The following is a 24851-nucleotide window of genomic DNA, read 5'->3' as shown; positions in this document are numbered from 1 at the left end:
GGCCCGTCAGCCGGAGCAGCCACCGCACTGGCACGGGGCACCGGACTGGCAGCCGCAGCCGCAGCCCGAGCCGCAGCCGCAGGCGCCGAGCAGGGTCAGGTGCACCACTTCGGCGGGTGCCTCCTGCTGGGGGTCGGTAGTGGGGGAATCGGCCATGGTTCCTCCTCAAGGCGTACGACAGGGCCGTACGCCGCAACGACGCGCGTACGACCGGGGCGTACGGACAAGGCGTGCCGCCCCACCCCATTTCATGCCCACCCCGGCGGGCGCATCAACGGCGCACACGCGCAGAGACATTTGTGCGACCGGATGCGCCCACGCACGCCCATGCGCGCGGCGCGATGACGCGATTACGCGCCCTCCACCGTCGTCTGCTGCTGGATCTCGTCGGCGTGCTCGCCCGTCACCAGGTAGACGACCCGCTTGGCGACCGACACCGCGTGGTCCGCGAAGCGCTCGTAGTATCGGCCGAGCAGGGTCACGTCGACGGCGGTCTCGATGCCGTGCTTCCAGCGGTCGTCCATCAGGTGCTGGAACAGCGTGCGGTGCAGCAGGTCCATCTCGTCGTCGTCCTGCTCCAGCTGGAGCGCCAGATCGACGTCCTTGGTGATGATCACCTCGGCGGCCTTGGCCATCAGGCGCTGCGCCAGCTGCCCCATCTCCAGGATGGTGGCGTGCAGGTCGTGCGGCACCGCCGACTGCGGGAACCGCAGCCGGGTCAGCTTGGCGACGTGCTGGGCGAGGTCGCCCGAGCGCTCCAGGTCGGCACTCATCCGCAGGGAGGTGACCACGATGCGCAGATCCGTCGCCACGGGCTGCTGACGCGCGAGCAGGGCGATGGCCCGCGCCTCCAGGTCGTGCTGAAGGTCGTCGACCTTCTGGTCGGCGGCGATCACGCTCTCCGCGAGCTTGAGATCGGCATCGAGCATGGACGTCGTCGCCCGGCCGATCGCCGACCCGACGAGACGGGCCATCTCGACCAGCCCTTCGCCGATCGAGTCGAGTTCCTCGTGGTACGCGTCACGCATGGAAGTCCCTCTCCAGTCCTCTTCTTAAGGCCGGGGCCAGGTTCGAACCCCACGCTGCCACCCTGAGTGGCGTACGCGTCGGCTTCCGGCCGCCCAAGTGAACCAACCCTTGCTCCTCGGTGAACTCTGGGCGACGAGTGTTCGGATACGCACCCGGATGGCTGGGAGAGTCCTCCCGGACCCGCATAACCTTGACGTATGGACGTGAACGCGGCAGTCGCCGCAGCTGCGGCGATCGGCGGTGCGTGTACCGGCGTGATCGCCATGCTTGCGTTCCGCTGGAGCGAGCGCGACCAGAAGAAGCCGACGCGAACCTCCATGCGGCCCGACAGCAACGCACCCCTGCCGCCCGGGGTGGACACGGTCCTGTCCGTGCTCAGCTCCTCGGCGGTCGTGCTCGACGAGAGCGACAGCGTGGTCAAGGCCAGCTCCGCCGCCTATGCGCTGGGACTGGTCAGGGGCGGACGGCTCGCCGTCGACGCGATGCTGAACATGGCCAGGGACACCCGCCGGGACGGAGAGATACGCCAGGTCGAACTGGACCTTCCCCGGCGCGGTACGGGCCGGGGCGAGGCCCTCGCGGTCTCCGCCCGGGTCGCCCCGCTCGGCTCCCGGCTGGTGCTCCTGCTGGTCGAGGACCTCACCGAGGCCCGCCGGATAGAAGCGGTACGGCGCGACTTCGTCGCCAATGTCAGCCATGAGCTCAAGACCCCGGTCGGCGCGCTCTCGCTGCTCTCCGAGGCCGTGATGGACGCCTCCGACGACCCGGAGGCGGTGGAACGGTTCGCGGGCCGGATGCAGATCGAGGCCACCCGGCTGACCAACCTCGTACAGGAGATCATCGACCTCTCGCGGGTGCAGAACGACGACCCGCTGGAGGACGCGGAGCCGGTCCGGGTGGACGAGCTGGTGGCCGAGGCCATCGACCGCTGCCGACAGCAGGCCGGCTCGAAGCAGATCACCATGGCGGCGGGCGGCACCGCGCAGCTCCGTATCTGGGGCAACCGCGGCCAGCTCGCCGCGGCGCTCGGCAACCTCGTCGAGAACGCCGTCAACTACAGCCCCGCCCGCACCCGAGTGGGCATCGCCGCCAGGCGACTGTCCGTGCCCGGCGGGGACCAGATCGAGATAGCCGTGACCGACCAGGGCATCGGCATCTCGGAGAAGGACCGCGAGCGGGTCTTCGAACGCTTCTACCGCGTCGACCCGGCCCGCTCACGGGCCACCGGTGGCACCGGCCTCGGCCTCGCCATCGTGAAGCACGTGGCCGCCTCGCACGGCGGGGAGGTCACCGTCTGGAGCTCGGAGGGCCAGGGCTCCACCTTCACCCTGCGGCTGCCCGAAGCGGGCTCCGTACGGGAACGGGACCGCAGCTCGGGCGGACCGCCCGTCGTCAACGGCGACGAGGGCAGCCGTGGACCCGCTCACCCCGAAACCCTTGAACCATTCCCTGCCCCGGAGGTCCTTCCGTGACCCGAGTGCTCGTCGTCGAGGATGAGGAATCCTTCAGCGACGCCCTGTCCTACATGCTCCGCAAGGAAGGCTTCGAGGTCGCCATCGCGGCCACGGGCCCGGACGGGTTGGACGAGTTCGAGCGCAACGGCGCCGACCTCGTGCTGCTCGACCTGATGCTGCCGGGCCTGCCCGGCACGGAGGTCTGCCGTCAGCTGCGCAGCAGGTCCAATGTCCCCGTGATCATGGTCACGGCGAAGGACAGCGAGATCGACAAGGTCGTCGGCCTGGAAATAGGAGCCGACGACTACGTGACCAAGCCGTTCTCCTCGCGGGAGCTGGTCGCCCGCATCCGCGCGGTGCTGCGCCGCCGCGGCGAGCCGGAGGAGGTCACGCCGGCCGCCCTGGAGGCGGGCCCGGTCCGGATGGACGTGGACCGTCACGTCGTCACGGTCGCCGGCGGCAAGGTCGACCTCCCGCTCAAGGAGTTCGACCTGCTGGAGATGCTGCTGCGCAACGCGGGCCGGGTCCTGACCCGCATGCAGCTGATCGACCGGGTGTGGGGCGCGGACTACGTGGGCGACACCAAGACCCTCGACGTCCACGTCAAGCGGCTGCGCGCCAAGATCGAACCCGACCCGGGCGCTCCGCGCTTCCTGGTGACGGTGCGGGGCCTGGGGTACAAGTTCGAGCCGTAAACCGTCAGGTACGCGAACGGCGGAGGGCGCCTCCCTTTCGGGGGCGCCCTCCGCCGTTCGCGTGTCCGCGCGTCGCTGTCCCGCGTGCGGTCAGCGGGCCTCGGTCGAGGCGGACGCGGCGTCGGTCGGGTCGGCCGTGTCGCTCGCCGAATCCGCCGGAGCGCCGCCCGGCGCCCCGGCGGTCGCGGAACCGGTCGGCGTCGCCCCGGGCGACTTCTTCGGCGCCGGCAGCGTGCTCGGGCCGGAGTCCGTGAAGTAGCTCGTCGCCGGCACGACGAACACGCCGAGCGGGATCTCGCCGGTCGAGCTGAACTTGAAGACGACGGGCTGCACATTGCCCGCCTGGGCGGCCTCGCGGCCGTTCTCGATCACGGCGGAGGCGTTGCCCTTGCCGCCGAGGACCACCGAGCCGCCGGCCGGGACCACGACCGGTCCGGCGCCCTTGGCGGCGTGCAGCTGCACCGAGGCGCTCGAACCCGGCAGCGTGACGGCCTCCAGGGTCTGCGCCTTCGTGCCGTTGTTGAACAGCGTCGCGGCGACGACGGCCGGGCCCTCGGCGGTGCGCTCGGGCTGGGTGACGACGTTCGCGTTCTGGACGCTGATGTCACCGATGGTGGTGGCAGCGGTGTCCGGCCTGACCTTGAGCGTCGCTGCGTCATTGCCCGCACCGCACGCGGCGAGCGAGGCGATCGAGAACACGATGGCTGTGGCGGCGAGGGCGCCGTGTCGAAGGCTGCGGCTCACGGCGGCGGCAACTCCTTGAACGTGTCGGACTGCGGACGGGAGGGGAGCGACGTAAAGCCGCCCTAAGGGTGTGTCAGCGGCCTTAGGCTACCGAGCCGCCCCGCCCGCCCCGCACCCGACCCGCCCCTAGGGCCTGTCCGACCCTGATCCGCCGGACAGGCCCTAGGTGTATTGCCCTGTGAGGTTGGGGACGCGGCTGGCGGGTGGTTTGCCTTTGAGTGCGGTGTGTCCGCGGTGGTGATTGTAGGTGTGGAGCCATCGGGGGTAGGCGTCGCGTCGTTCGGCCTCGGAGCGGTAGGTCGTCGCGTAGGCCCACTCGTCGAGCAGGGTGCGGTTGAAGCGTTCGACCTTGCCGTTGGTCTGGGGCCGGTAAGGGCGGGTCCGCTTGTGCGCGATGCCGGCCGCTGCGAGGGTGTCGCGCCAGGCGTGTGATTTGTAGCAGGCTCCGTTGTCGGTCAGGACCCGTTCGACGGTGATGCCGCATGAGGTGAAGAACTGCTGGGCCCGGGTCCAGAAGGCGGTGGCGGTCTCCTTGCGTTCGTCACCGTGGATCTCGCTGTAGGCGAGGCGGGAGTGGTCGTCGACGGCGGTGTGGATGTAGCTGTAGCCGGCGTTCGCCCGGTTCTTGCGGCCCGCGGGCCGGCCGAGGGCTCTGTGTCCGCCGCCGTCGGGGATGTTGCCGAGTTTCTTGATGTCGACGTGGACGAGTTCGCCGGGCCGGTCGCGTTCGTAGCGGCGTATGACGCGGCCGGTGGCCCGGTCGAGATGGGTGAGGCGGGCCAGGCGGTAGCGGGTCAGGACGCGGTGCACGGTGGAGGGCACCAGCCCGAGCAGGTGCGCGATGCGGGCCGGTCCCCACCGGCGCAGGACGCGGACCTTGATGATCCGGCGTTCGGTGCGGGTCGGGGTGCGGCGCGGGCTGGTGTGCGGGCGGGAGGAACGGTCGGTCATGCCCGCCTCGCCGAACAGCCGGTACCGGTCCGCCCAGCGTTGGGCCGTGGTCGGTGAGACCTGGAAGCGTTCGGCGGCCCGGCGAAGCGGCCAGCCGTCCTCAACCACGCAGCGGGCCAGGCGCAGGCGTCCGGTCTCGGTCAGGGGTGCATTACGGTGGGGCACGAGGGCCTTTCAGTTGGTGTAGACGTCGCAATCCACACCGAACCGGAAGGCCCTCACCCGTTCAAGATCCCTCAACCGAGACCTGCATCACCCGTCCACAACCTCCCGGGACAGAACACCTAGGGCTGTCCCGTAATCCCCGGCGGGCGTGCGGGCCGGGCCCGCGGGCCCGGCAAAGGCCTGTGGGCCGCGCATGCCGAAACGGCTCGACACATGCCGTTCACATATCGCCGGTGATCAATTCATGGGGCGTGGCGCATTCCGTGCGCATAACCGATCACGCCGGGCCGTTGATCAATTCCATTGATCAACGGCACTTACCACCGTACGGGTGATCGATCTCCGAACGGAGTACGGAAAGTTCATCATCTGGAACCCGGCAAAACGGGACGTTCGGCCCCTTCATGGGGTGGTTCAGATGTGTGAGACGTGTGTGTTTCGCCCTGCCCGCACAACGGCTCCGACCTGCGAATACCGTCCCCCGCGAGCCTTCCGCAGCACGTGCGTGTCGCTGTTGTCAAGCCCCGAGATATGCCCTGACCTGCGAAAACGCCATTCAGGAGATGCGGTTCTCGTGTTACGCTTGATAGCCACGGAAGGGGTACCTGTCACATGACGTTCAAGGTTGGCGACACCGTGGTCTATCCCCATCACGGGGCCGCGCTGATCGAGGCTATCGAAACTCGCCAGATCAAAGGCGTGGACAAGACCTACTTGGTGCTCAAGGTCGCCCAGGGCGACTTGACGGTTCGTGTGCCGGCGGACAATGCGGAGTTCGTGGGTGTGCGCGACGTGGTCGGGCAGGAGGGGCTGGACCGGGTCTTCGAGGTGCTTCGCGCACCGTATGCCGAAGAGCCGACGAACTGGTCCCGGCGCTACAAGGCAAATCTCGAGAAGCTCGCCTCCGGCGATGTCATCAAGGTCGCCGAAGTGGTCCGCGACCTGTGGCGTCGTGAGCGCGAGCGTGGACTCTCCGCAGGTGAGAAGCGCATGCTCGCCAAGGCTCGCCAGATTCTGGTGAGCGAGCTCGCTCTCGCGGAGAACACGAACGAAGACAAGGCCGAGGCTCTGCTCGACGAGGTTCTCGCGTCCTGAACCGGCTCGTGCCGGTCGTAATCAATGTGCCGCGGTGCCCGCTGACAACCGTATTCACGGTATGTCGTCGGGCGCCGCGGCATGTCCATATCAGGCCGCGGCATGTCTGGATTTCTGCGCAGCCTGTCCGGATTACGTCCCGACTCACCGATGCGTTGGCTTCATCGGTGATACCCCCGATACGTTGCTCGCGATCTTGTGCAGCCGATCCCGAGCGACCGGTGCGGCTTGTCCGACTTCGACCGGGTGTCACGGAAAGGGCCCGGTCGAGTCATGGCATGGCGCCCGGCTCGCTTGTGGCCATACCCATGTCGGCCGTGGAAACAAACATGCCGAAGCTTCGGAGTGCAACCGATGTCTGATCAATCGCGTCCGTACCGCACCGCCGCCGTGATTCCCGCGGCCGGTCGCGGTGTACGGCTCGGTCCGGGCGCCCCCAAGGCGCTCCGCGCGCTGGGCGGGACGCCCATGCTCATCCACGCGGTTCGGGCCATGGCGGCGTCCCGCGCCGTCTCCCTGGTCGTCGTCGTCGCACCGCCGGACGGCGCCCCCGAGGTCAAGAACCTGCTCGACGAGCACGCCCTGCCCGAGCGCACCGACTACCTCGTCGTGCCCGGCGGCGACACCCGCCAGGAGTCCGTGCGGCTCGGCCTCGACGCGCTGCCGGCGGACATCTCCGTCGTCCTCGTCCATGACGCGGCGCGCCCGCTGGTGCCCGTCGACACGGTGGACGCGGTGATCGAGGCGGTACGGGACGGGGCGCCCGCCGTCGTCCCCGCGCTGCCGCTGGCCGACACCGTCAAGGAGGTCGAGCCCGGTGCGCCGGGGGAGCCGGAGCCGGTGCTCGGGACGCCCGTGCGGGCCAGGCTGCGTGCGGTGCAGACCCCGCAGGGCTTCGACCGCGACACGCTCGTACGGGCCCACACCGCCGTCGCCGTCAGCGGCGAGGGCGTCACGGACGACGCGGGCATGGTGGAGCAGCTCGGGGCGCCCGTCGTGGTCGTACCCGGGCACGAAGAGGCGTTCAAGGTGACCCGGCCGCTGGATCTGGTGCTGGCCGAGGCGGTACTCGCACGCAGGAGGGCGAACGATGGCTTCTGAGGAACGGACCGGGCCCGTGATCCCGCAGGTCGGGATCGGCACCGACATCCACGCCTTCGAAGAGGGCCGCGAGCTGTGGTGCGCGGGGCTGCTGTGGGAGGGCGAAGGGCCTGGTCTGGCCGGGCACTCGGACGCCGACGTCGTCGCGCACGCCGCGTGCAACGCGCTCTTCTCGGCCGCCGGGCTCGGCGACCTCGGGCAGCACTTCGGCACCGGGCGGCCCGAGTGGTCCGGCGCCGCCGGTGTGACCCTGCTGACCGAGGCGGCGCGGATCGTGCGGGCCGAGGGCTTCGAGATCGGCAATGTCGCCGTCCAGGTCGTCGGCGTAAGGCCGAAGATCGGCAAGCGGCGCGACGAGGCGCAGAAGGTGCTTTCGGCCGCCGTGGGGGCGCCCGTCTCGCTCTCCGCCGCCACCTCCGACGGGCTCGGCTTCACCGGGCGGGGCGAGGGCATCGCCGGGCTCGCGACCGCGCTGGTCTACCGCACCGGCTGACCCCGGCACGGCCCTGACCTGCCGGTACTCCGGGGCCAGACCTTGTTGCACATCGCTTGCACGTACGCTGGTGCGGCAAGCGATGTGGTGTACGAGGACGGCGGGCCCGCGAATGAGCACGATGCCCCAGGCGCAGGCGGCGGCCGGAACCGGGTACGTACTGCGCACCACCACCCCCGCCGACCTCGGCGGTGCGCGGGCCGTGATGCTCGACACCGTCTACCGCGACCTGAGGTCCGGCTACGTACCGCGCCGGCACGCCGACATCATCGATCCCGACACCGCCTGTCTGCGCCCCGACCGCTGCACCCTGCTGGTCGTCGAGTGCGAGGGGGAGATCGTCGCCACCGGTGCGGTGCGCGACCGCGGACCCCAGGCGCCCGGCCCGGTCCGATGGGCCGCGCTCGCCGCCGTGCCGCTCGCGGGTGCCGCGCTCGCCCTGACCCTTCCGGTGGGCAGGACCGGGAAGCGGGAGCGGCGGGACGTGGTTGGGGTACGGGTGGAGGCATCACCGACCCCACCAGGAGGACGTACGCCATGACCGCCGCACTCTCCGCAGAGCTCAAAGCGCTTCTCGACACCCCCGTCTTCGTCACCGTCGTCACCGTCCAGCCCGACGGCAGCCCCCAGGCCTCCCCGGTCTGGGCCAAGCGCGACGGCGACGACGTGCTCATCTCGACGGCGGTGGGCCGCCGCAAGGAGCAGAACCTGAACCGTGACCCGCGGGTCTCCGTCGTCGTGCAGCCCTTCGCCGCCCCGTACACGTACGCCGAGATCCGCGGCACCGCCGCCCTGACCACCGAGGGCGCCGAGGAGCTCATGGACGAGCTGTCCGTGAAGTACACCGGCAAGAAGTTCGCGGAGTTCAACCCCTCGGCCGCCGCCGACGACGCCGAACGCGTGGTCGTCCGGATCACCCCGCGCAAGGTCGTCGGAAGCATCTGAGGCGCCCCCGCGGTCACAAACTTGTCCCCCGCGATCCCCAAGGGGTCGCGGGGCACTGGTGCGCGCCCACTACCCTTGAGGCGTGACTATTCGCCTGTACGACACCAGCGCCCGGCAGATCCGTGACTTCGTACCGCTCACAGCGGGCTGTGTCTCGATCTACCTCTGTGGCGCGACCGTCCAGGCAGCCCCGCACATCGGGCACATCCGGTCCGGGCTGAACTTCGACATCATGCGCCGCTGGTTCGAGTACCGCGGCTACGACGTCACGTTCGTCCGGAACGTCACCGACATCGACGACAAGATCATCGCGAAGTCCGCGGAACAGGGCCGCCCCTGGTGGGCCATCGGCTACGAGAACGAGCGGGCGTTCAACGCCGGCTACGACGCGCTCGGCTGCCTCCCGGTCACCTACGAACCCCGTGCCACCGGCCACATCCCCGAGATGATCGAGATGATGCGCGGCCTGATCGAACGCGGTCATGCCTACGCGGCCGACGGCAACGTCTACTTCGACGTGCGCTCGTTCCCCGGCTACCTGGAGCTGTCCAACCAGGACCTGGACGATCTGCGCCAGCCGTCCGGCGACGGCGAGACCGGCAAGCGCGACCAGCGCGACTTCGCCATGTGGAAGGCGTCCAAGCCGGGCGAGCCCAGCTGGGAGACCCCCTGGGGCCGCGGCCGCCCCGGCTGGCACCTGGAGTGCTCCGCCATGGCGCACAAGTACCTCGGCACCGCCTTCGACATCCACGGCGGCGGCATCGACCTGATCTTCCCGCACCACGAGAACGAGATCGCCCAGGCCAAGGCGTACGGCGACGAGTTCGCGAAGTACTGGGTGCACAACGGCTGGGTCACCATGGCCGGCGAGAAGATGTCGAAGTCGCTGGGCAACTCGGTGCTGGTCAGCGAGATGGTCAAGGCATGGCGCCCGATCGTGCTGCGCTACTACCTAGGCACCCCGCACTACCGGTCGATGATCGAGTACAGCGAGGAGGCCCTGCGCGAGGCCGAGTCCGCGTTCGCGCGGATCGAGGGCTTCGTCCAGCGCGTCACCGAGAAGGCGGGCGAGACGGTCGAGCCCGCCGCCGAGGTGCCGCCGGCCTTCGCCGAGGCGATGGACGACGACCTGGGCGTCCCGCAGGCCCTCGCGATCGTCCACACCACGGTCCGCCAGGGCAACTCCGCACTGGCCGCCGACGACAAGGAAGCGGCGGTCGCCCGGCTCGCGGAGGTCCGCGCGATGCTCGGCGTCCTCGGCCTCGACCCGCTCGACGAGCACTGGGCGGGCGAGAGCGACCGCGGCGACGATCTGCACGGCGTCGTCGACACCCTCGTACGTCTCGTGCTCGACCAGCGCCAGTCGGCCCGCGAGCGCAAGGACTGGCCCGCCGCCGACGCCATCCGCGACCAGCTCAACCAGTCCGGACTCGTCATCGAGGACAGCCCCACCGGACCACGGTGGACACTCGGCCCGCGCCAGTAGTCCCCACCATGTGCCGCCCGGCGTTCCGGGCGGCACACTTTCACTTATACGCACGCACGTCTGAAGCAACGAAACAGGTAGGTCATGGCCGGGAACAGCCAGCGCAGGAACCGCCGCACGTCCAACAAGAAGGGCATGCAGGTCGGCAGCGGTGGCCAGCGACGCCGTGGTCTCGAAGGCAAGGGACCGACGCCGCCCGCCGAGGCCCGTAAGAAGCACAAGAAGAACCGCATCGCGACCGCCAAGGCCAAGCAGGCCGCCAACCGCCGCCCCGCCCCCCGGCGCGGCGGCGTCAAGGGCACGTCCGAGATGGTCGTCGGCCGCAACCCGGTCTACGAGGCCCTGCGCGACGGCGTCCCGGCGACGACCCTGTACGTCCAGCAGTACATCGACAACGACGAGCGCGTCCGCGAGGCGCTCCAGCTCGCCGGCGCGCGCGGCAACATCAACCTGATGGAGGCCCCGCGCCCCGAGCTGGACCGGATGACGAACGGCCTGAACCACCAGGGCCTCGTCCTCCAGGTCCCGCCGTACGAGTACGCACACCCGGAGGACCTCACCGCCGCCGCGTACGACAACGGCGAGGACCCGCTGATCGTCGCCCTCGACGGCGTCACCGACCCGCGCAACCTGGGCGCGATCGTCCGCTCCGTCTCCGCGTTCGGCGGCCACGGCGTGGTCGTGCCCGAGCGGCGCGCGGCCGGGATGACGGCGGGCGCCTGGAAGTCCTCGGCCGGCACGGCGGCCCGTACGCCGGTCTCCCGCGTCACGAACCTGACCCGGGCCCTGGAGGGCTACCAGAAGGCCGGCCTCACGGTCGTCGGCCTCGCCGCCGACGGCGAGCACACCGTCGAGGACCTGGCGGAGCTCGCCGGACCCGTCGTCATCGTCATCGGCAGCGAGGGCAAGGGCCTCGGCCGCCTCGTCGGCGAGACCTGCGACTACCGGGTCCGCATCTCGATGCCGGGCGGCGCGGAGTCGCTGAACGCCGGTGTCGCGGCCGGGATCGTCCTGTACGAGGTCGCGCGGCGCCGGGCCTGAAGTCCACCCGGCCGGGGGGCGGCCGACCGGGGCCTGTCGCCGGACAGGCCCCCGGCGCCCCCGCCGGACCCCATTGACGGGCCTCGGACACATCGGGCCTGTCAAGGCAGTGTCCTAAACACACATCACTCGGTTAGATGAGTGTGGACACCAGAACGCCTCGGTTCGACGAACAACCCGCCCTGAGCATGGCCAAGGTGGACTGCGACCCTGCGCAGGTCATCGTCAACCACGCCAGCTTCCGGGTGCAGCTCGCCCCCGGCCAGCGCCCGCGGCTGCGCGGTCTGGCCCCCGCCGGCGCGCCCAGGATCCCCGCCATGAGCGGCGCAGGAGCGGCCCGCGGCAGGCGCTCGCCCGTCGTGTGGAGCGGCAGGTCCGCCCCCGGCGACCCCGGCGCCACCGGGCTCCTCCAGGCCGTACGGAACTCCGCCGCGGGCCGCCCGGCCGCCGGGTTCGACTCCTACGGCCCCTACGCGCCCCCGGAATTCGACGGCGGACACGGCACGGGCGGCACCCAGGTCATCGATCTCCTCGAAGAGACCCAGCCCACCCCCGTCATCACCGCCCCCCACCAGCCGGGCCGCTACGACAACGGACCCCTGCTGCCGCCCATGCGCCGGGCGGTCGGCGCCTACGACTCCGCCGACAGCGGCCCGTACCCGCAAGCGGCGTACGACGAGGACGGCTTCGACGAGGACGGCTTCGACGAGGAGACCGGGGACCGGAGCGGGCGCCAGGACAGCGACTCCGTACGCCACGCGTACTACCCCGGCCGCCGGATGAACCTCGGCGTCGTGCTGCTGCCGCTGCGGGTCTTCCTCGGCTTCATCTCCATCTACGCCGGCATGGGCAAGCTCTGCGACCCCGTCTACTTCGACGGCGGCGAACGCGGCTCCATGGTCAAGTGGCTGACCTCGCTGCACCCCTGGGCGCTGGCCGAGCCGCTGCGCGACTTCGCGCTCTCCCACCCCGTCGGCGCCGGACTCAGCGTCGCCTTCCTCCAGGTCGTCGTCGGCGTCCTCACCGTCCTCGGCCTCTGGCAGCGGGTCGCCGCCTCGGTCGGCGCGCTGCTGTCCGCCGCGCTGCTGGTCACCGTGAGCTGGCGCACTGTCGCCGTCTACGACGCGCCCGACATCATCTACCTCGCCGCCTGGAGCCCGCTGATCATCGCGGGCGCGCCGGTCTACTCCGTCGACGGACGGCTCGCCGGTGAGGCCTGGCGCAGGCTCGGCCCGCGCTCGGCGATCTGGGACCTGCGCCGCCGGGTGCTGCGCCGGGGCGCCCTCGTCGCCGCCGTCGTCGTCGGCCTCACCCTTCTCGTGGGCTCCGTGCTCGGCGGCGCGGTCCGCTCCTCCGGGGTCGTCACCGTGCCCGGCCCGAACGGCGACCCGACCAACCAGCTCCCCGGCTCCCCGCTCCCGCAGGAATCCCACAGCGGCCGGGCCTCGCACACGCCGGAGGGCCGGCGCCCCTCGCCGACCCGGAGCGGCGCCGCCACGACGCCCTCCACCGCGCCGTCCACGCCCGCCGCGGGCACCGTCCGCGAGTCCGGCCAGGCGGCCGGTGCCGGACAGCCCAGCCAGACCCAGGGCACCGGCCGGCAGACCCCGCAGCAGACGGCCCCGCAGCAGCCCCCGTCCAGCAGCTCCGGCCCGTCGTCCTCCGGCACCACCGGCACGGGCGGCGGTTCCACCGGCGGCTCGGACGGCGGCGACTCCACCGGCGGCACTTCCGGCGGCGGGCAAAACCCCATCGGCGGCCTGCTCGGCTGAGCCGCCGGGCCGGCGCCGGCACGCGACGAAGGGGCGGTCACCGGATTCGTACCGGTGACAGCCCCTTCGTCGTACGCCCGGGTTCGTCGTACGCCCGGGGCTCCGCTACTGCCCGTCGAGCTCCTTGGCGGCCTCGGTGAGGTCCTTCGCCGTGTCGATGGCCCGCCAGTACGCGCCGTGCGGGAGCGGGTACCCGGCCAGCCTGCGCTCGCGGGCCAGCCGGGGGAACGTCGTCCGCTCGTGGTCGCCCCGGTCCGGCAGCAGCGTCGTGAACTCCGGGGAGAAGACGTACACACCGGCGTTGATCAGATACGGCGAGGGCGGCGACTCGATGAAGTCGGTGATGTGCCCGAACGCGTCCGTCTCCACGGCACCCCACGGGATACGGGGACGGGCCAGGGCCAGCGTCGCGGTCGCGTCGCGTTCGGTGTGGAACGCGGCCATCTCGCGCAGGGAGAAGCGCGTCCAGATGTCGCCGTTGGTGGCGTACCAGGGCTGGTCGGGGTCGGGCAGCCGGGCGGCGGCGTACTTCAGCCCGCCACCGCGGCCCAGCGGCTCGGACTCCACGACGGTCGTCACGCGCAGCGGCAGCACCGCCGAGTCCAGCCACTCCTGCAGCACCTCGGCCAGATGACCGCACGACACCACGGCGTCGGTCACGCCTTCGGCGGCCAGCCAGGAAAGCTGATGGCCGATGATCGGAGTCCCGGTGCCCGGGATCTCGACCATCGGCTTGGGGCGGTCATCGGTGTACGGGCGCAGCCGCGATCCCTGGCCACCCGCCAGGATCACGGCCTGCGTCGGATACGTATGCATGCCAGGCACGATATGCGGTGCCCGGCACGGCCGGTCAGCTGAACCGGGCGACGCCCGAGGCGAAGGACGTGTCGCAGACGGGACGCGAGAACCGGTGGGCGTGCGTGGGGCCGTACTTCTCGACGGCGGCGCGGCCCAGCGCCCTGGCGATCGACATGCAGTGCCGGGCGAGCGAGGGGCGGCCCTCGACGGAGCGCTGGAGGTCGGTGAGCGCGACACCCGGGTCCTTCTCCTGGAGCTCCAGGAGAAGCCGGTCACGGAGGGCGTCCTGCGGGGTGCGCGTCTTGGCGCGCTTCGAGATGTCGTGGGCCGACGCGGTCAGGACCTGCGGCTCGGAGTTGTGCGCTGCCCACGGCACGCTGGTGACGGCGAGGGTCCCGGAGAGGACCATCACGACGGGCAGTACGAAGGCGAGGGATCGGCCGATGCGGCGCGCAGTGTGGGTCACGCAGCGAGCGTAGCGGGCAGTAATGATTTGGCGACATTTCGTCACCCTTGAGGGGGATGGTTCGAGGGTGCTTTTCGAATCGGGTGTTGACGAACGGGGGCGAAATGACCGGTGTGCCGGGGAATCCGGCGCCGTACGGATCCAAACCCGCTCGTGCCCCATGGCGCGCGAACGGCCCCGCACGCAGAGGCGGATTCTCGGGGTCCTCGCAACACCTGATGGCCTATGCGGTCGTCAGTAGATCACGCAGGCGCTCGGCTGGGGTTCTCCAGCCGAGCGTTTTGCGTGGTCGGCCGTTGAGTTGCTGAGCGACGTGTTCGAGGTCTGCGGCGCTGTGCACGGACAGGTCGGTGCTCTTGGGGAAGTACTGCCGCAGCAGACCGTTGGTGTTCTCGTTCGATCCGCGCTGCCAGGGGAGTGCGGATCGCAGAAGTAGACCGGTACTCCCGTGGCGACGGTGAACTGCTTGTGCGCGGCCATCTCGCAGCCCTGGTCCCAGGTCAGCGAGCCGCGCAGGTGCGCGGGCAGGGTCTGGATCAAGGGCACCAGCACGTCACGGACCTCCTCGGCGGTGTGTCCGCCGGGCAGATGCCCGAGCATGACGTAGCGGGTGGAACGCTCGACCAACGTCACGATCGCGCTCTCGCTGCGGGGGCCGACGATCAGATCGCCCTCCCAGTGGCCGGGCACCGCCCGGTCCTCGACCTCGGCAGGCCGCTCGGAGATCATCACCATCTCGTCGACGAACCGGCGAGTGCGCTGCTCCGGGCCACGGTGTGGCTTGCGGCGGGTGCGCCCGGTGCGCAGCGCGAGTGCGATCTCGCGCCGCAGCCCGCCACGGGCCTGGACATAGATCGCCTGGTAGACCGTCTCCGGACTCACCCGCATACCCTCGTCGTCGGGGAACTCCATGACCAGAGCGTGACAGATCTGCTCGGGTGACCACTGCTGCTGCAGTCTGCCCGCGACGTACTCGCGCAGCGGACCGTCGTGGGCGAGCTTGGACTGCTTGGGGCGTGCCCGGCTCTTCGCCCAGGCCCGCTGTGCCCGGTGGGGCTGATAGACGCCCTCGACGCAACGGGCATCGATCTCACGTTTGACGGTGGATGCCGGCCGGCCCGGTGCCCGTCCGATCGCCCGCAGTGAGCGGCCCTCACGACGCATGTCGGCGATCAACTCCCGCTCGGCCACCGTCAGGAACCGTGGGTGCAGCTCGGCTTCGACTGCCGCAAGAGAGGGCGCCGACGTGACGGCGACGGTGCTGGTCATGCCCGTTGTGTAGTCGATCCTTCGCCCATCGGGGTGCAGGCGCGCGTTGCCGATCTTCCGGATCCCGCGGTCCCAGTCCTTGGCTGTGCGCTCGTGGACCCCGACCTGCGCCGCGGCATCCCGTCGTCGCACCCCCGACGCGCGAAGCCGGTCGTACTCCGCCCGCCCCGGATGCCCACTGGTGCCCGTCTTCCCACGACCACGGACGCCGGCCTTCCGCGCCCAGCCCGCCGCCGTGTGTCGGCTCACCCCAACCGCCCGAGCAGCACCCGAGACACTCCCGTTCTCCCGGTCCAGCGCCTCGAAGAACCGCGCCTTCAACTCCTCAAAATCCACGATCCCCGCAACTCCCTGAAATCCAGGGTGTTGCGGGGATCGCTAGAACCCGCCGAGATGCGGGGCCGCTGTGGCGCGGGTGTGCGGGGCGTCAGCCGGTGAGACGCTCACCGGTCGACGTCGCGAAGACGTGCAGCTCGTCCGGGCGCGGCACGACGTGGAGCTTGGTGCCCTTCTCCGGGACGGCGCGGCCGCCGACGCGGACGACCAGGTCCTTGTGCTCGCCACCGACCTCGGCGGCGCCGTAGACGAAGCCGTCGGCGCCGAGCTCCTCGACGACGTTGACCGAGACGGCCAGGCCGGCCGGGGCGTCGGCGCTGTCCTTCGACAGGGACTTCGCGGCGGCGCCACCGTGCTCGACGATGTCGAAGTGCTCGGGGCGGATGCCGACCGTGACGGTGGTGTCACCACGGTCCGCGGCGGCGGTGAGCGCCTCGCGGGAGACCGGGACGACGCTGTTGCCGAACTTCACACCGCCGTCGGTGATCGGGACCTCGACCAGGTTCATGGCCGGGGAGCCGATGAAGCCGGCCACGAAGAGGTTCGCCGGCTTGTCGTACATGTTGCGCGGCGAGTCGACCTGCTGGAGCAGACCGTCCTTGAGGACCGCGACCCGGTCACCCATGGTCAGGGCCTCGACCTGGTCGTGCGTGACGTACACGGTCGTGATGCCCAGACGGCGCTGGAGCGAGGCGATCTGCGTACGGGTGGAGACACGGAGCTTGGCGTCGAGGTTCGACAGCGGCTCGTCCATGAGGAAGACCTGCGGCTCACGCACGATGGCACGGCCCATCGCGACACGCTGACGCTGACCACCGGAGAGCGCCTTCGGCTTGCGGTCCAGGTACTCGGTGAGGTCCAGCATCTTGGCGGCCTCTTCGACCTTCGCCCGGATCTCGGTCTTGTTGACCCCGGCGATCTTGAGCGCGAAGCCCATGTTGTCCGCGACCGTCATGTGCGGGTACAGCGCGTAGTTCTGGAACACCATGGCGATGTCCCGGTCCTTCGGGGGCAGGTGCGTGACGTCGCGGTCACCGATGCGGATCGCGCCGCCGTTGACGTCCTCAAGACCCGCGAGCATGCGCAGGGAGGTCGACTTGCCACAACCGGAAGGACCGACGAGGACGAGGAACTCACCGTCCGCGATGTCGATCTCGAGCTGATCCACGGCCGGCTTCGTGGAGCCGGGGTAGACGCGGGACGCCTTGTCGAACGTGACACTGGCCATGCTGGATCTTCTCCTCCACCGGCAGGAACGTGCCGGACGATCCGAGTGCGGGAGTGGTCTGGTCCACTTGGGTGAACCTTCAGCGACGCTACCTGGCCATTTCGAATCTGTCAGTAGTTCGACGGGGAGGAATATCTTCTGACGGGGTGGGGCCGACGCCCGCCCGCCGGGGACCAGAGCGACGCACTTTTGACCTGTGCCACTCGCAACACTTCCTGCTTCGGCGCCCCCGCCGCCCCCGACGCACCCCTGGAGGGCACTCCGGACCGGTCTTACGCAGGCTCCACAGGCTTTACGGCCGACGGCCCGTCGGTCCGTACCGCAGTCCTTCACTCCGTCACGCAGCCGACAGCACGTCTGCCGGCTCCGATGCCTTGATCACCGACGGCGGCATCCGCCAGGGTGGGAGCGCGGAAGCCACCAACCAGTACAGCCGCATGCCCTCTTCCCGGAGGTTGCGCGCCGCATTCACGTCCCGGTCATGCACCGCACCGCACTCCGTGCATGTCCACTCCCGCACGGACACATCGAGCGACGGCCCCTTCGCTCGGCAGCCGGAACACCGACGCGTCGACGGAAAGAAGCGGTCCACGATCACCAGCGTCCGTCCGTACCAGGCGCACTTGTAGCGCAGCTGCCAGCATGTCTCTGCGTACGTCGCTGATCTGCGCGTACAACCGGGCGATGCGCTCCCGGGCCTTCTCCCGGTTCTTCGATCCCTTCTCCTTGCGGTGCAGCCCCCGCTGCAGCCGCGCCAGCTCCTCCCCGTACTTCTTCATCAGCCGCGGATGATCCAGCTTCGTTCCGTCGTCCAGGGTCACCAGCGCAGCGAGCCCCAGATCGATCCCCACCGCTGTCGGCTCGTGCCCGCCCGGTACGAACGCCGCAGGCAGGGGCTGGATCCGCTCCTCCATCAGCACCGCGACGAAATACCGGCCCGCCCGGTCGCGCGTCACCGACAACTTCACCGGTGCCGCCCCGGCCGGTAACGGCCGCGACCACCGCACGTCCAGCGGCACCGTCTGCTTCGCCAGGGTCACCAGACCCGTACCGGGCCGCTCCGGGTCCTCCGACCACCGGAAACCGGTCCGTACGTACGTCGCCGAATCCCGCGACCGGTGTTTCCTCTTCCGCTGCGGATACTTCGCCGACTGCTTGAAGAACCTCGTGAACGCCCCGTCCAGATGCCGCAACGACTGCTGCAACACCGTCGACGACACCTCACGCAGCCAGGACGTCTCAGACGCCTGTCGCCATCCCGTCAACGCCCGGCACGATTCGGCGAACCCCACCGACACCCGATGTCTCTCCCAGGCGCCCGCCCGCAGGGCCAGCCCTTCGTTGTAGACCCAGCGGCAGGCCCCGAAGGTCTTCTCCAGCTGCTCGGTCTGTGACGGGGTCGGGTAGAAGCGGTACCGGTACACGCGCTGTTGTGTACCGGGTTCCTTGGCCCGGCTCTTCACGGCGGTCGCCGCCCGGCCGTGGTGCTTCTTGCGGTCGGCGATGCCAAGGGCCTCACGCTTGATGCGCCCGGCATCGCCGACCGTCACCCGTGGCGGCTGGTCTGCGGTGCCCATCACGCTCCTCTTCCGCCCGATTGTCCGATATCCGGTTTGGTACGTCAGTGTTCTTAACGCATGGGTGCTCGGGCGGTTACGGGGGCGGCGGAACCGCATGGTTCGATGGTGGGGCGCTGTGTAGAGTGAGGGTTCGCGCGCGTAGTTGTCATCGCGTGGGACGCCGCCTTAGCTCAGTTGGCTAGAGCAATTGATTTGTAATCAATAGGTCGTCGGTTCGAGTCCGACAGGCGGCTCAACCCCAGGTCAACGCTTTGTTGACCTGGGATTTTTTATGCGCGGACGGAGCTCGTACGCCCAGCAGGGGGCGCGATCTCGCCGAGGATTCACATGAGGGAACTCGCGCAGCCAGTAGAGCGGGCTGCCCGTGACGTCTCCGCCCTGGACCAGTGACGGGCGCATCCTGGCTCTGAGTCTCCGAGTGGCTGGATTCCAGCTGTCAGCGGAACGTTCCGAAGCGTGCCGCGACCGCCGGCAGCCGGTCCGCGGCCAGGGCGTGTGCGGCGGCCCGGGGGGTGGTGTTCTCGGTTTCGGCGCGGGCCAGTATCCGGTCGACCAGGGCGCGCATCGACCGGCGGGTGTACGCGAACGCCTCGTCGGCGTCGGCGCCGATGTCGCCGAACAGGGTCCACCACCACCAGGCGTTCGTGCCGGAGTTGACGACGACGTCCGGCAGTACGGTGATGCCCCGGGCGGCCAACAGCGTCTCCGCCTCGGGGACCACCGGCATGTTGGCGGCCTCGACGATCCAGCGGGCGGTGATGCCCGCCTGGTTGGCGGCGTCCACGGCGTACGAGACGGCGGCCGGAACCAGTACCTCGGCGTCGGCGGTCAGCCAGGCGTCGGCCGGCAGTTCACGGTCCTCGGCGCGGAGTGCGGCGCGGTCCACGGCGCCGTGGCCGTCGCGGGCGGCGAGCAGCGCCTCGACGTCCAGGCCGTCGGGGTTGGCGACGGTGCCCTTGATGTCGGCGACCGCCACGACGCGCAGTCCGGCGCGGGCCAGGAAGCGGGCGGTGGCGCCGCCCATGGTGCCGAAGCCCTGCACCGCGACGCGGGTGCCCCGGTGGGCGACGCCGGTCCGGTCCAGGGCGGTGAGCACCGATTCGGCGACTCCGCAGCCGCCCACCAGCTCGTCCAGGCCGATGCCGTCCACGTCGATGGCGAACGCGTCGGCGAGGCGCCGCCGGGCGGCTTCCTCGTCGTCGAGGAGCGGGTAGACCGCCTGGATGGAGGAGACCAGGCCCGCCTCGGCGGCGGCCCGGTCGACGAGGTCCTGGGTGAGGCCGAGGTCCTCGCCGGTGGTCCAGAACTGTTCGATGCAGGGGCGTACGGCACGCAGGTAGCGGACGAGGACGCCGTAGGCGGCGGGGTCGCGCGGGTCGCAGTCGATGCCGCCCTTGGCGCCGCCCAACGGGATGTAGCGGCCCTGCGGGTTGTAGTGCAGCACCTCCTTCATCGTCATGCCGCGGGCCAGGCCGGTGACTTCCTCCAGCGTGCAGCCGGCACGCATCCGCAGGCCGCCGCTGGAGACGCCGCGCACCAGTCGGTCGATGACCAGGTGGCCCTGGTGCCCGGTCTCCTGGTCGGTCCAGGTGAGGGAGATCAGGGGGGCGGCCGGCCCGGCGGTGGTCCGCGGGGTCGTGGGGGACGTGGTCATCGGGAGTGCTCCTCGGGGACGGCGATGAGGGTGGGGCCGGGGGTGTCCAGGGCCCGGCGCAGGGCCTCGGCGAGCGCCTCGGGCGAGTCGGCGCGTACGCCGTGGCCGCCGTAGGCGCGGGCCAGGGCGGGCAGGTCGACCGGTGGCAGGTCGACCCCGGTGGGGCGGTCGCCGCGGGACACCATTTCGTCGCGGATCTCGCCGTAGCCGCCGTTGTCGAACACCACGACGGGCAGGGGGAGTCGCAGTTGTACGGCGGTGGCCAGCTCCTGTACGGAGAACTGGAGCCCGCCGTCGCCGCTCAGCGCGACGACCGGCCGGGCGGGGTCCGCGGTCTTGGCGCCGATGGCGGCGGGCAGGGCGTAGCCGAGGGTGCCGAAGCCCGTCGGGTGCAGGTAGCGGCCCTCCGGGGCGACGGGCAGGTGCGGGATCGCGCCGTAGTAGCAGCACTGGGCGCTGTCGGAGGTGAACACCGCGTTCGCGGGGAGCACCGATCCGATCGCCGCCAGGTACGGCAGCAGGTGCGCGTCCTCGCTCCGGGTCTCGGCGTTCCGCTCGTCGCGGAGTGCGACGACGGCGCGGTGGACCTCGTGGTGCGTTTCGGTGGTGGCGATGGTGGCGGCGGCGCCGGGGCGGGTGGCGAGGAGCGAGCGCAGGGTGTGCCGGGCGTCGCCGACCAGGGGGATGCCGGCGGGCGGGCCCGCGTACATCTGCGCCGGATCGATGTCGGCCCGGATCAGGGTGCCGCCGAGCGCGGGCAGGGGCTCCCACAGGTCGGACTCGGCGAGCTCCGTGCCGACGGCGAGCACCACGTCGCGCTCCGCCAGCCAGCGCCGGACGGCCCGGCTGTGCAGCGAGGCGCCGAGCGACAGCGGGTGGGTCTCCGCGACGATGCCCTTGCCGTTGGCCGAGGTCACCACGGGGGCGCCCAGCTCCTCGGCCAGTCGCAGGCACTCGGCGGCGGCTCCGCGCGCTCCGCCGCCGAGCACGATCGCGGGCCGGGCGGCCGAACGCAGCGCCTCGGCGGCTGTCGAGAGCGCGTCCGGGTCCGCCGTCGCGGGGGAGGCCGGCGGGGCGGTCCGTACGGGCCCGGCCGGTTCCACGGCGGTGAGCAGGTCCAGCGGTACCTCGATGTGCACGGGCCGGGGGCGCCGCGTACGGAAGAGGGTGAAGGCGCGGGCGACCGCCACGCCGATCTCCTCGACGGAGGACACCCGGTGGCTGACGGCCGCGACGCCCCGCAGCGCCTCGGTCTGGCTGCGCATCTCGTGCAGCAGGCCGGTCGACTGCCGGGGGTGGCGCAGCGGCATGCCGGGTGAGACGACGAGCAGCGGGACGCTGTCGGAGTAGGCCTGGCCGACGGCGGCCGCGATGTTCAGCAGGGCCGGGCCGGTGGTGGTGATCGCCACGCCGGGCCGTCCGCAGACCCGGGCGTAGGCGTCGGCGGCGTAGCCCGCGCCCTGTTCGTGGCGGGGGTTGAGGTGGCCGATCCGGTAGGCGGCCAGGTGCCGGTAGATCTCCAGGTTGTGGGTGCCGGGGATGCCGAACGCCTGGGTCACACCGTGCGCGGCGAGCGCCCGCACCAGGGCTTCCCCGCCGGTGAGCCCGCCTCGCGGGGGCCGGGCGGGGATGGTCGCGGGTGGTTCCGACATGGTTTCTCCAGGCACTGCGCAGGGCTCCTTACTGAATGAGTAGTCAGTATTTGGAGTGTGGATCGCCCATGTCAATGCGTGCAGATACTGAACATTTGTTCAGTTGTCGGGACGGGGGCCGCCCGGGTCGGCGGCCGGGCCCGCGCGGGCCCGGCCGCCGGTGACGGTGCTCGTGGTCAGTGCGCCCGGGGCGGGAGCCGCAACGCCAGTCCGTCGAGGACGACTTCCAGGCCGTACGTGAACTTGGAGTCGCGGATCTCCTCGGGGGCGGTCTCCGCGGAGGCGGTGAAGGTGCCGGCGAGGTGGTCGTGCTCGGACGCGGCCTGCTGGGCGGCGGGCATGAGGCGGGACATGAAGTCGGCCTCGGTCTCGCCGGAGCGGGCGACGGTGGTGAGCCAGGCCGCCTCGGTGGTGCTCATGCCGATGACGTAGGTCATGACGGTGTCGATCGCGCGGCTCGGCTCGGGGAAGCCGACTGCGGTGAACAGGGCGGCCAGCCGTTCGGAGAACGACATCAGGTTGGGGCCCAGGTAGGCGAGGCCCGCCTGGCCGAGGACCGAGGCCAGCCAGGGGTGGTGCAGGGCGGTCGAGCGGAAGGACCGGGCGGCCTCGGTGGCGGCGGCGCGCCAGTCCGGGCTGTCGGCGGGGGGCACCGTGATCTCGGCGAAGACCTCGTCCACCGCGAGTTCCATCAGCTCGTCCTTGGTCGCGACGTGCCGGTAGAGGGAGGTCGCGCCGGCGTTCAGGCGGGCGCCGAGCTTGCGCATGCTGAGCGCCTCGATGCCGTCGGCGTCCAGCATCACGATCGCCTCGCGGATGATCGCGGCCCGGCTGAGCGCGGGCTGGTCGGGCTCGCGCTGCTGTCGCGTCCACACGGACGGGATCGGGTTGGTCCTGGCTGCCATGACGTCTCCTCCTTGGTGGTGCGCGGAACTCGGGGTGCGCGGAACCCGTGGTGCGTGGAACTCGGCGGTGCCTGGCGCTCGGCGGTGCGTGGAACCCGGAGGTGCGTGGCGCTTGGCGGCAAAGCGAGGTGCGCACACCGTTCGCATCGAGCGTACATGAGGGATGGTTGCGCACGCCGTACTCATCTGCGTACAGTGTTCGCATCGAAGGAACGGTGTGCGCAACCCGAAGGGAAAGTCTCATGGAGACCGTCATGGAGACCCGTAATCCACGCCGCTGGTGGATCCTGATCGTGCTGTGCCTCAGCTCGCTGGTCCTGGTGGTCGACAGCATGGCGCTGACCGTCGGGGTGCCGGCGATGACCGAGGACCTCGGCGCGAGCGCCCAGGACACGCAGTGGATCCTCGACTCCTACATCCTGGTCTTCGCCGGGCTGCTGCTCACCTCCGGCAGCCTCGGCGACCGGTTCGGCCGCCGGAAGATCATGATCATCGGCCTGCTGCTCTTCGGGGCGGCGTCGCTGGCCGCGACCTTCTGCACCAACCCCGGTGAAGTGATCGCCGCCCGGGTCACGATGGGCGTCGGCGGCGCCCTGATCATGCCGTCGACGCTGTCGATCCTCATCACCGTCTTCGACGAGCAGGAACGCAACAAGGCGATGGCGGTGTGGAGTTCGGTGGCGATGCTCGGCCTGGTCGGCAGCCCGGTGCTCGGCGGTGTGCTGATCGACCACTTCTCCTGGCACTCGATCTTCTTCATCAACGTTCCGGTCGTCGCGCTGGCCGTCCTCGCGGGTCTCACCCTCATGCCGGAGTCGAAGGGGCCGTGGCAGAAGGCCGACCCGCTCGGCGCGGTGCTCTCCGCGGCCGGCATGACCGCCCTGGTCTGGTGGATCATCGAGATCCCGCAGCACGGTGCCTTCGGCGGCCGGTCCGCGATCACTCTGGCCGTCGCGGTTGTCGCCCTCGTCGGGTTCGTGGTCTGGGAGAACGTCACCTCCGCACCGATGGTGCCGCTGGTCCTCTTCAAGCACCGCAACTTCAGCGGCGGTTCGCTCTCGCTGACCCTCGTGCAGATCGGCAACGGCGGCCTGCTGCTGGTCTTCACCCAGTACCTGCAGTTCGTGCTCGGCTACTCGCCGGTCAAGGCGGGTCTGGCGTTCGTACCGCTGGCCGTCGCGGCGTTGATCGGCAACTTCGTCGGCACCGGGCTCGCCGCGAAGACCGGCAACCGCATGCTGGTGCTGGCCGGGATGATCGTCATGGCCGCCGCCTTCGGGCTGCTGACCTCCGTCTCGCCCGACAGCGGCTTCACCCTCCCGGCGGTCGCGCTCGGTCTTCTCGGCCTCGGCGCGGGCCTCGCGATGCCGGCCGCGGTCGGCGCGCTGATGGGTACCATCCCGGCGGAGAAGGCGGGCGTCGGCTCGGCCCTCAACGACACCATCCAGCAGGCCGGCACCGCACTCGGCATCGCGATCCTCGGCTCGCTCCTGTCCAGTGGCTTCGCCCGCGAGATGCCCGCCGACGCACCGGAGCAGGCGAAGCGCTCGATCACCGACGCGCTGTCCCTGGCCCACGGTGACACCGGCCTGGTCCGGGCCGCCCGGGAGGCCTTCACCTCCTCGATGTCGACCACCTTCACCATCAGCGCGATCGGCGTCCTGGCCGCCGCCGTCCTGGCCGCCCTGGTCATGCGCGACACGAAGCCCGAGCCCGCCCCGGCCCCGGCGGAGGACGCCGAGCTCGTCGCCTGACCCTCATGCAGAAGGCCGGTGCCCCGGGAGGGCAGCGGCCTTCTACCGTTTCCGGCTCCCGGTCCGGTCGTGCGACCGGGCGACCGTGCGATCCGTTCATGCGACCGGGCGATCCGCTCGGACCACCCGTCACCGTCGGCCGTCATTCGGATGCGTACGCCGGAAGGAGGGAGGGCGGCGGTCGCGGGGCGTGTTACGTCCCGGCGCCGGGACGAGTCCCTACCTTGCCCGCCATGAG

General features: G+C 70.7%; 22 protein-coding genes, 1 tRNA gene and 2 pseudogenes. 12 read left to right on the top strand and 13 right to left on the bottom strand.

All coding sequences use genetic code 11. The annotated features are described in order from the left end of the window. Nucleotides 1-6 precede the first annotated feature (6 nt). Both OG520_RS18210 and phoU read right to left on the bottom strand, forming a co-directional pair. Nucleotides 7-156, bottom strand: coding sequence for a hypothetical protein (locus OG520_RS18210; RefSeq protein WP_164495177.1), 150 nt, complete (start codon nucleotides 154-156; stop codon nucleotides 7-9). Nucleotides 157-350: 194 nt separating this feature from the next. Then, nucleotides 351-1028 (bottom strand): phosphate signaling complex protein PhoU, encoded by a 678-nt coding sequence (phoU, locus tag OG520_RS18205; protein ID WP_266416142.1) that lies wholly within the window; start codon nucleotides 1026-1028, stop codon nucleotides 351-353. A 198-nt stretch (nucleotides 1029-1226) separates the two neighbouring features. Here phoU and OG520_RS18200 point away from each other — a divergent pair, with 198 nt between their 5' ends. Both OG520_RS18200 and OG520_RS18195 read left to right on the top strand, forming a co-directional pair. After that, a complete protein-coding gene (locus OG520_RS18200; protein WP_399331147.1) occupies nucleotides 1227-2501 on the top strand; it encodes a sensor histidine kinase in 1275 nt (424 codons plus the stop codon). Then, entirely contained in the window at nucleotides 2498-3178 is a 681-nt protein-coding gene (locus OG520_RS18195; RefSeq protein WP_072487966.1) for a response regulator transcription factor, read from the top strand. Before OG520_RS18200 ends, OG520_RS18195 begins: the two co-directional genes overlap by 4 nt. Nucleotides 3179-3268: 90 nt before the next feature. On the opposite strand, the gene OG520_RS18190 is transcribed toward OG520_RS18195, so the two are convergent. After that, nucleotides 3269-3922: a DUF461 domain-containing protein gene (locus OG520_RS18190; protein WP_406013856.1), complete on the bottom strand. Its 654-nt coding sequence runs from the start codon at nucleotides 3920-3922 to the stop codon at nucleotides 3269-3271. 162 nt (nucleotides 3923-4084) lie between these two features. Further along, on the bottom strand, nucleotides 4085-5038 hold the full coding sequence (locus OG520_RS18185; RefSeq protein WP_406013855.1) for an IS481 family transposase: 954 nt from the start codon (nucleotides 5036-5038) through the stop codon (nucleotides 4085-4087). Nucleotides 5039-5650: 612 nt separating this feature from the next. Between OG520_RS18185 and OG520_RS18180 the strand changes: the two genes are divergently transcribed. The 8 genes and pseudogenes from OG520_RS18180 (at nucleotide 5651) to OG520_RS18145 (ending at nucleotide 12971) form a co-directional block, all read left to right on the top strand. Next, nucleotides 5651-6133: a CarD family transcriptional regulator gene (locus OG520_RS18180; protein WP_006380568.1), complete on the top strand. Its 483-nt coding sequence runs from the start codon at nucleotides 5651-5653 to the stop codon at nucleotides 6131-6133. Between the two features lie 354 nt (nucleotides 6134-6487). Next, complete coding sequence (gene ispD, locus OG520_RS18175) at nucleotides 6488-7234, top strand: 2-C-methyl-D-erythritol 4-phosphate cytidylyltransferase (RefSeq protein WP_406013854.1); 747 nt, start codon at nucleotides 6488-6490, stop codon at nucleotides 7232-7234. Next, the gene (ispF, locus tag OG520_RS18170; protein WP_266416132.1) at nucleotides 7224-7727 is read left to right on the top strand and encodes a 2-C-methyl-D-erythritol 2,4-cyclodiphosphate synthase; all 504 of its coding nucleotides are present in this window, start codon (nucleotides 7224-7226) and stop codon (nucleotides 7725-7727) included. The genes ispD and ispF overlap by 11 nt, the downstream gene beginning before the upstream one ends. A gap of 112 nt (nucleotides 7728-7839) precedes the next feature. Further along, a pseudogene (locus OG520_RS18165) lies at nucleotides 7840-8130 on the top strand (GNAT family N-acetyltransferase); the annotation flags it as partial. 134 nt (nucleotides 8131-8264) lie between these two features. Further along, nucleotides 8265-8672: a PPOX class F420-dependent oxidoreductase gene (locus OG520_RS18160; RefSeq protein WP_266416129.1), complete on the top strand. Its 408-nt coding sequence runs from the start codon at nucleotides 8265-8267 to the stop codon at nucleotides 8670-8672. An 82-nt stretch (nucleotides 8673-8754) separates the two neighbouring features. Next, nucleotides 8755-10158, top strand: coding sequence for a cysteine--tRNA ligase (gene cysS / locus OG520_RS18155; protein WP_399331154.1), 1404 nt, complete (start codon nucleotides 8755-8757; stop codon nucleotides 10156-10158). Between the two features lie 84 nt (nucleotides 10159-10242). Beyond that, nucleotides 10243-11199, top strand: a complete 957-nt coding sequence (rlmB, locus tag OG520_RS18150) for a 23S rRNA (guanosine(2251)-2'-O)-methyltransferase RlmB (protein ID WP_124717238.1) — start codon at nucleotides 10243-10245, stop codon at nucleotides 11197-11199. A 137-nt stretch (nucleotides 11200-11336) separates the two neighbouring features. Further along, on the top strand, nucleotides 11337-12971 hold the full coding sequence (locus tag OG520_RS18145; protein ID WP_406013853.1) for a DoxX family membrane protein: 1635 nt from the start codon (nucleotides 11337-11339) through the stop codon (nucleotides 12969-12971). A gap of 105 nt (nucleotides 12972-13076) precedes the next feature. Here OG520_RS18145 and OG520_RS18140 read toward each other — a convergent pair whose 3' ends face one another. The 6 genes and pseudogenes from OG520_RS18140 to OG520_RS18115 form a co-directional block, all read right to left on the bottom strand. After that, nucleotides 13077-13787 (bottom strand): NDP-sugar synthase, encoded by a 711-nt coding sequence (locus OG520_RS18140; RefSeq protein WP_399331158.1) that lies wholly within the window; start codon nucleotides 13785-13787, stop codon nucleotides 13077-13079. 34 nt (nucleotides 13788-13821) lie between these two features. Next, nucleotides 13822-14235 (bottom strand): hypothetical protein, encoded by a 414-nt coding sequence (locus OG520_RS18135; RefSeq protein ID WP_093540283.1) that lies wholly within the window; start codon nucleotides 14233-14235, stop codon nucleotides 13822-13824. A 223-nt stretch (nucleotides 14236-14458) separates the two neighbouring features. After that, nucleotides 14459-15636: pseudogene (locus tag OG520_RS18130) on the bottom strand (IS30 family transposase). Between the two features lie 295 nt (nucleotides 15637-15931). Continuing rightward, nucleotides 15932-17068, bottom strand: a complete 1137-nt coding sequence (locus tag OG520_RS18125) for an ABC transporter ATP-binding protein (protein ID WP_399331160.1) — start codon at nucleotides 17066-17068, stop codon at nucleotides 15932-15934. A gap of 337 nt (nucleotides 17069-17405) precedes the next feature. Then, nucleotides 17406-17660 carry a zinc ribbon domain-containing protein gene (locus tag OG520_RS18120; RefSeq protein WP_406016515.1) on the bottom strand — a complete coding sequence of 85 codons (255 nt, stop codon included), beginning with the start codon at nucleotides 17658-17660 and terminating at the stop codon, nucleotides 17406-17408. Continuing rightward, nucleotides 17548-18645 (bottom strand): RNA-guided endonuclease InsQ/TnpB family protein, encoded by a 1098-nt coding sequence (locus tag OG520_RS18115; protein ID WP_406013852.1) that lies wholly within the window; start codon nucleotides 18643-18645, stop codon nucleotides 17548-17550. The genes OG520_RS18120 and OG520_RS18115 overlap by 113 nt, the downstream gene beginning before the upstream one ends. Nucleotides 18646-18807: 162 nt before the next feature. Between OG520_RS18115 and OG520_RS18110 the strand changes: the two genes are divergently transcribed. Further along, a tRNA-Thr gene (locus tag OG520_RS18110) sits at nucleotides 18808-18881 on the top strand. A gap of 203 nt (nucleotides 18882-19084) precedes the next feature. Here OG520_RS18110 and OG520_RS18105 read toward each other — a convergent pair. The 3 genes from OG520_RS18105 to OG520_RS18095 form a co-directional block, all read right to left on the bottom strand. Further along, the gene (locus tag OG520_RS18105; protein WP_406013851.1) at nucleotides 19085-20302 is read right to left on the bottom strand and encodes a Glu/Leu/Phe/Val dehydrogenase dimerization domain-containing protein; all 1218 of its coding nucleotides are present in this window, start codon (nucleotides 20300-20302) and stop codon (nucleotides 19085-19087) included. Then, nucleotides 20299-21954: a 5-guanidino-2-oxopentanoate decarboxylase gene (locus tag OG520_RS18100; protein ID WP_406013850.1), complete on the bottom strand. Its 1656-nt coding sequence runs from the start codon at nucleotides 21952-21954 to the stop codon at nucleotides 20299-20301. The genes OG520_RS18105 and OG520_RS18100 overlap by 4 nt, the downstream gene beginning before the upstream one ends. Before the next feature lie 176 nt (nucleotides 21955-22130). Beyond that, nucleotides 22131-22859, bottom strand: coding sequence for a TetR/AcrR family transcriptional regulator C-terminal domain-containing protein (locus OG520_RS18095; RefSeq protein WP_406013849.1), 729 nt, complete (start codon nucleotides 22857-22859; stop codon nucleotides 22131-22133). Between the two features lie 254 nt (nucleotides 22860-23113). Here OG520_RS18095 and OG520_RS18090 point away from each other — a divergent pair, with 254 nt between their 5' ends. Beyond that, nucleotides 23114-24613, top strand: a complete 1500-nt coding sequence (locus tag OG520_RS18090; RefSeq protein WP_406013848.1) for an MFS transporter — start codon at nucleotides 23114-23116, stop codon at nucleotides 24611-24613. Nucleotides 24614-24851 lie beyond the last annotated feature (238 nt).

Source organism: Streptomyces sp. NBC_00984 (assembly GCF_045162475.1).
In the GTDB taxonomy this organism is placed as follows: Bacteria; Actinomycetota; Actinomycetes; order Streptomycetales; family Streptomycetaceae; genus Streptomyces.
This window is presented reverse-complemented; position numbering and strand designations above follow the sequence as displayed.

Bases quoted from the DNA above. Each gene is read 5' to 3' on its own strand.
- OG520_RS18210 (WP_164495177.1), bottom strand. From the start codon at position 156: ATGGCCGATTCCCCCACTACCGACCCCCAGCAGGAGGCACCCGCCGAA.
- phoU (WP_266416142.1), bottom strand. From the start codon at position 1,028: ATGCGTGACGCGTACCACGAGGAACTCGACTCGATCGGCGAAGGGCTG.
- OG520_RS18200 (WP_399331147.1), top strand. From the start codon at position 1,227: ATGGACGTGAACGCGGCAGTCGCCGCAGCTGCGGCGATCGGCGGTGCG.
- OG520_RS18180 (WP_006380568.1), top strand. From the start codon at position 5,651: ATGACGTTCAAGGTTGGCGACACCGTGGTCTATCCCCATCACGGGGCC.
- ispD (WP_406013854.1), top strand. From the start codon at position 6,488: ATGTCTGATCAATCGCGTCCGTACCGCACCGCCGCCGTGATTCCCGCG.
- ispF (WP_266416132.1), top strand. From the start codon at position 7,224: ATGGCTTCTGAGGAACGGACCGGGCCCGTGATCCCGCAGGTCGGGATC.
- OG520_RS18160 (WP_266416129.1), top strand. From the start codon at position 8,265: ATGACCGCCGCACTCTCCGCAGAGCTCAAAGCGCTTCTCGACACCCCC.
- rlmB (WP_124717238.1), top strand. From the start codon at position 10,243: ATGGCCGGGAACAGCCAGCGCAGGAACCGCCGCACGTCCAACAAGAAG.
- OG520_RS18145 (WP_406013853.1), top strand. From the start codon at position 11,337: ATGAGTGTGGACACCAGAACGCCTCGGTTCGACGAACAACCCGCCCTG.
- OG520_RS18140 (WP_399331158.1), bottom strand. From the start codon at position 13,787: ATGCATACGTATCCGACGCAGGCCGTGATCCTGGCGGGTGGCCAGGGA.
- OG520_RS18125 (WP_399331160.1), bottom strand. From the start codon at position 17,068: ATGGCCAGTGTCACGTTCGACAAGGCGTCCCGCGTCTACCCCGGCTCC.
- OG520_RS18115 (WP_406013852.1), bottom strand. From the start codon at position 18,645: ATGGGCACCGCAGACCAGCCGCCACGGGTGACGGTCGGCGATGCCGGG.
- OG520_RS18105 (WP_406013851.1), bottom strand. From the start codon at position 20,302: ATGACCACGTCCCCCACGACCCCGCGGACCACCGCCGGGCCGGCCGCC.
- OG520_RS18100 (WP_406013850.1), bottom strand. From the start codon at position 21,954: ATGTCGGAACCACCCGCGACCATCCCCGCCCGGCCCCCGCGAGGCGGG.
- OG520_RS18095 (WP_406013849.1), bottom strand. From the start codon at position 22,859: ATGGCAGCCAGGACCAACCCGATCCCGTCCGTGTGGACGCGACAGCAG.
- OG520_RS18090 (WP_406013848.1), top strand. From the start codon at position 23,114: ATGGAGACCCGTAATCCACGCCGCTGGTGGATCCTGATCGTGCTGTGC.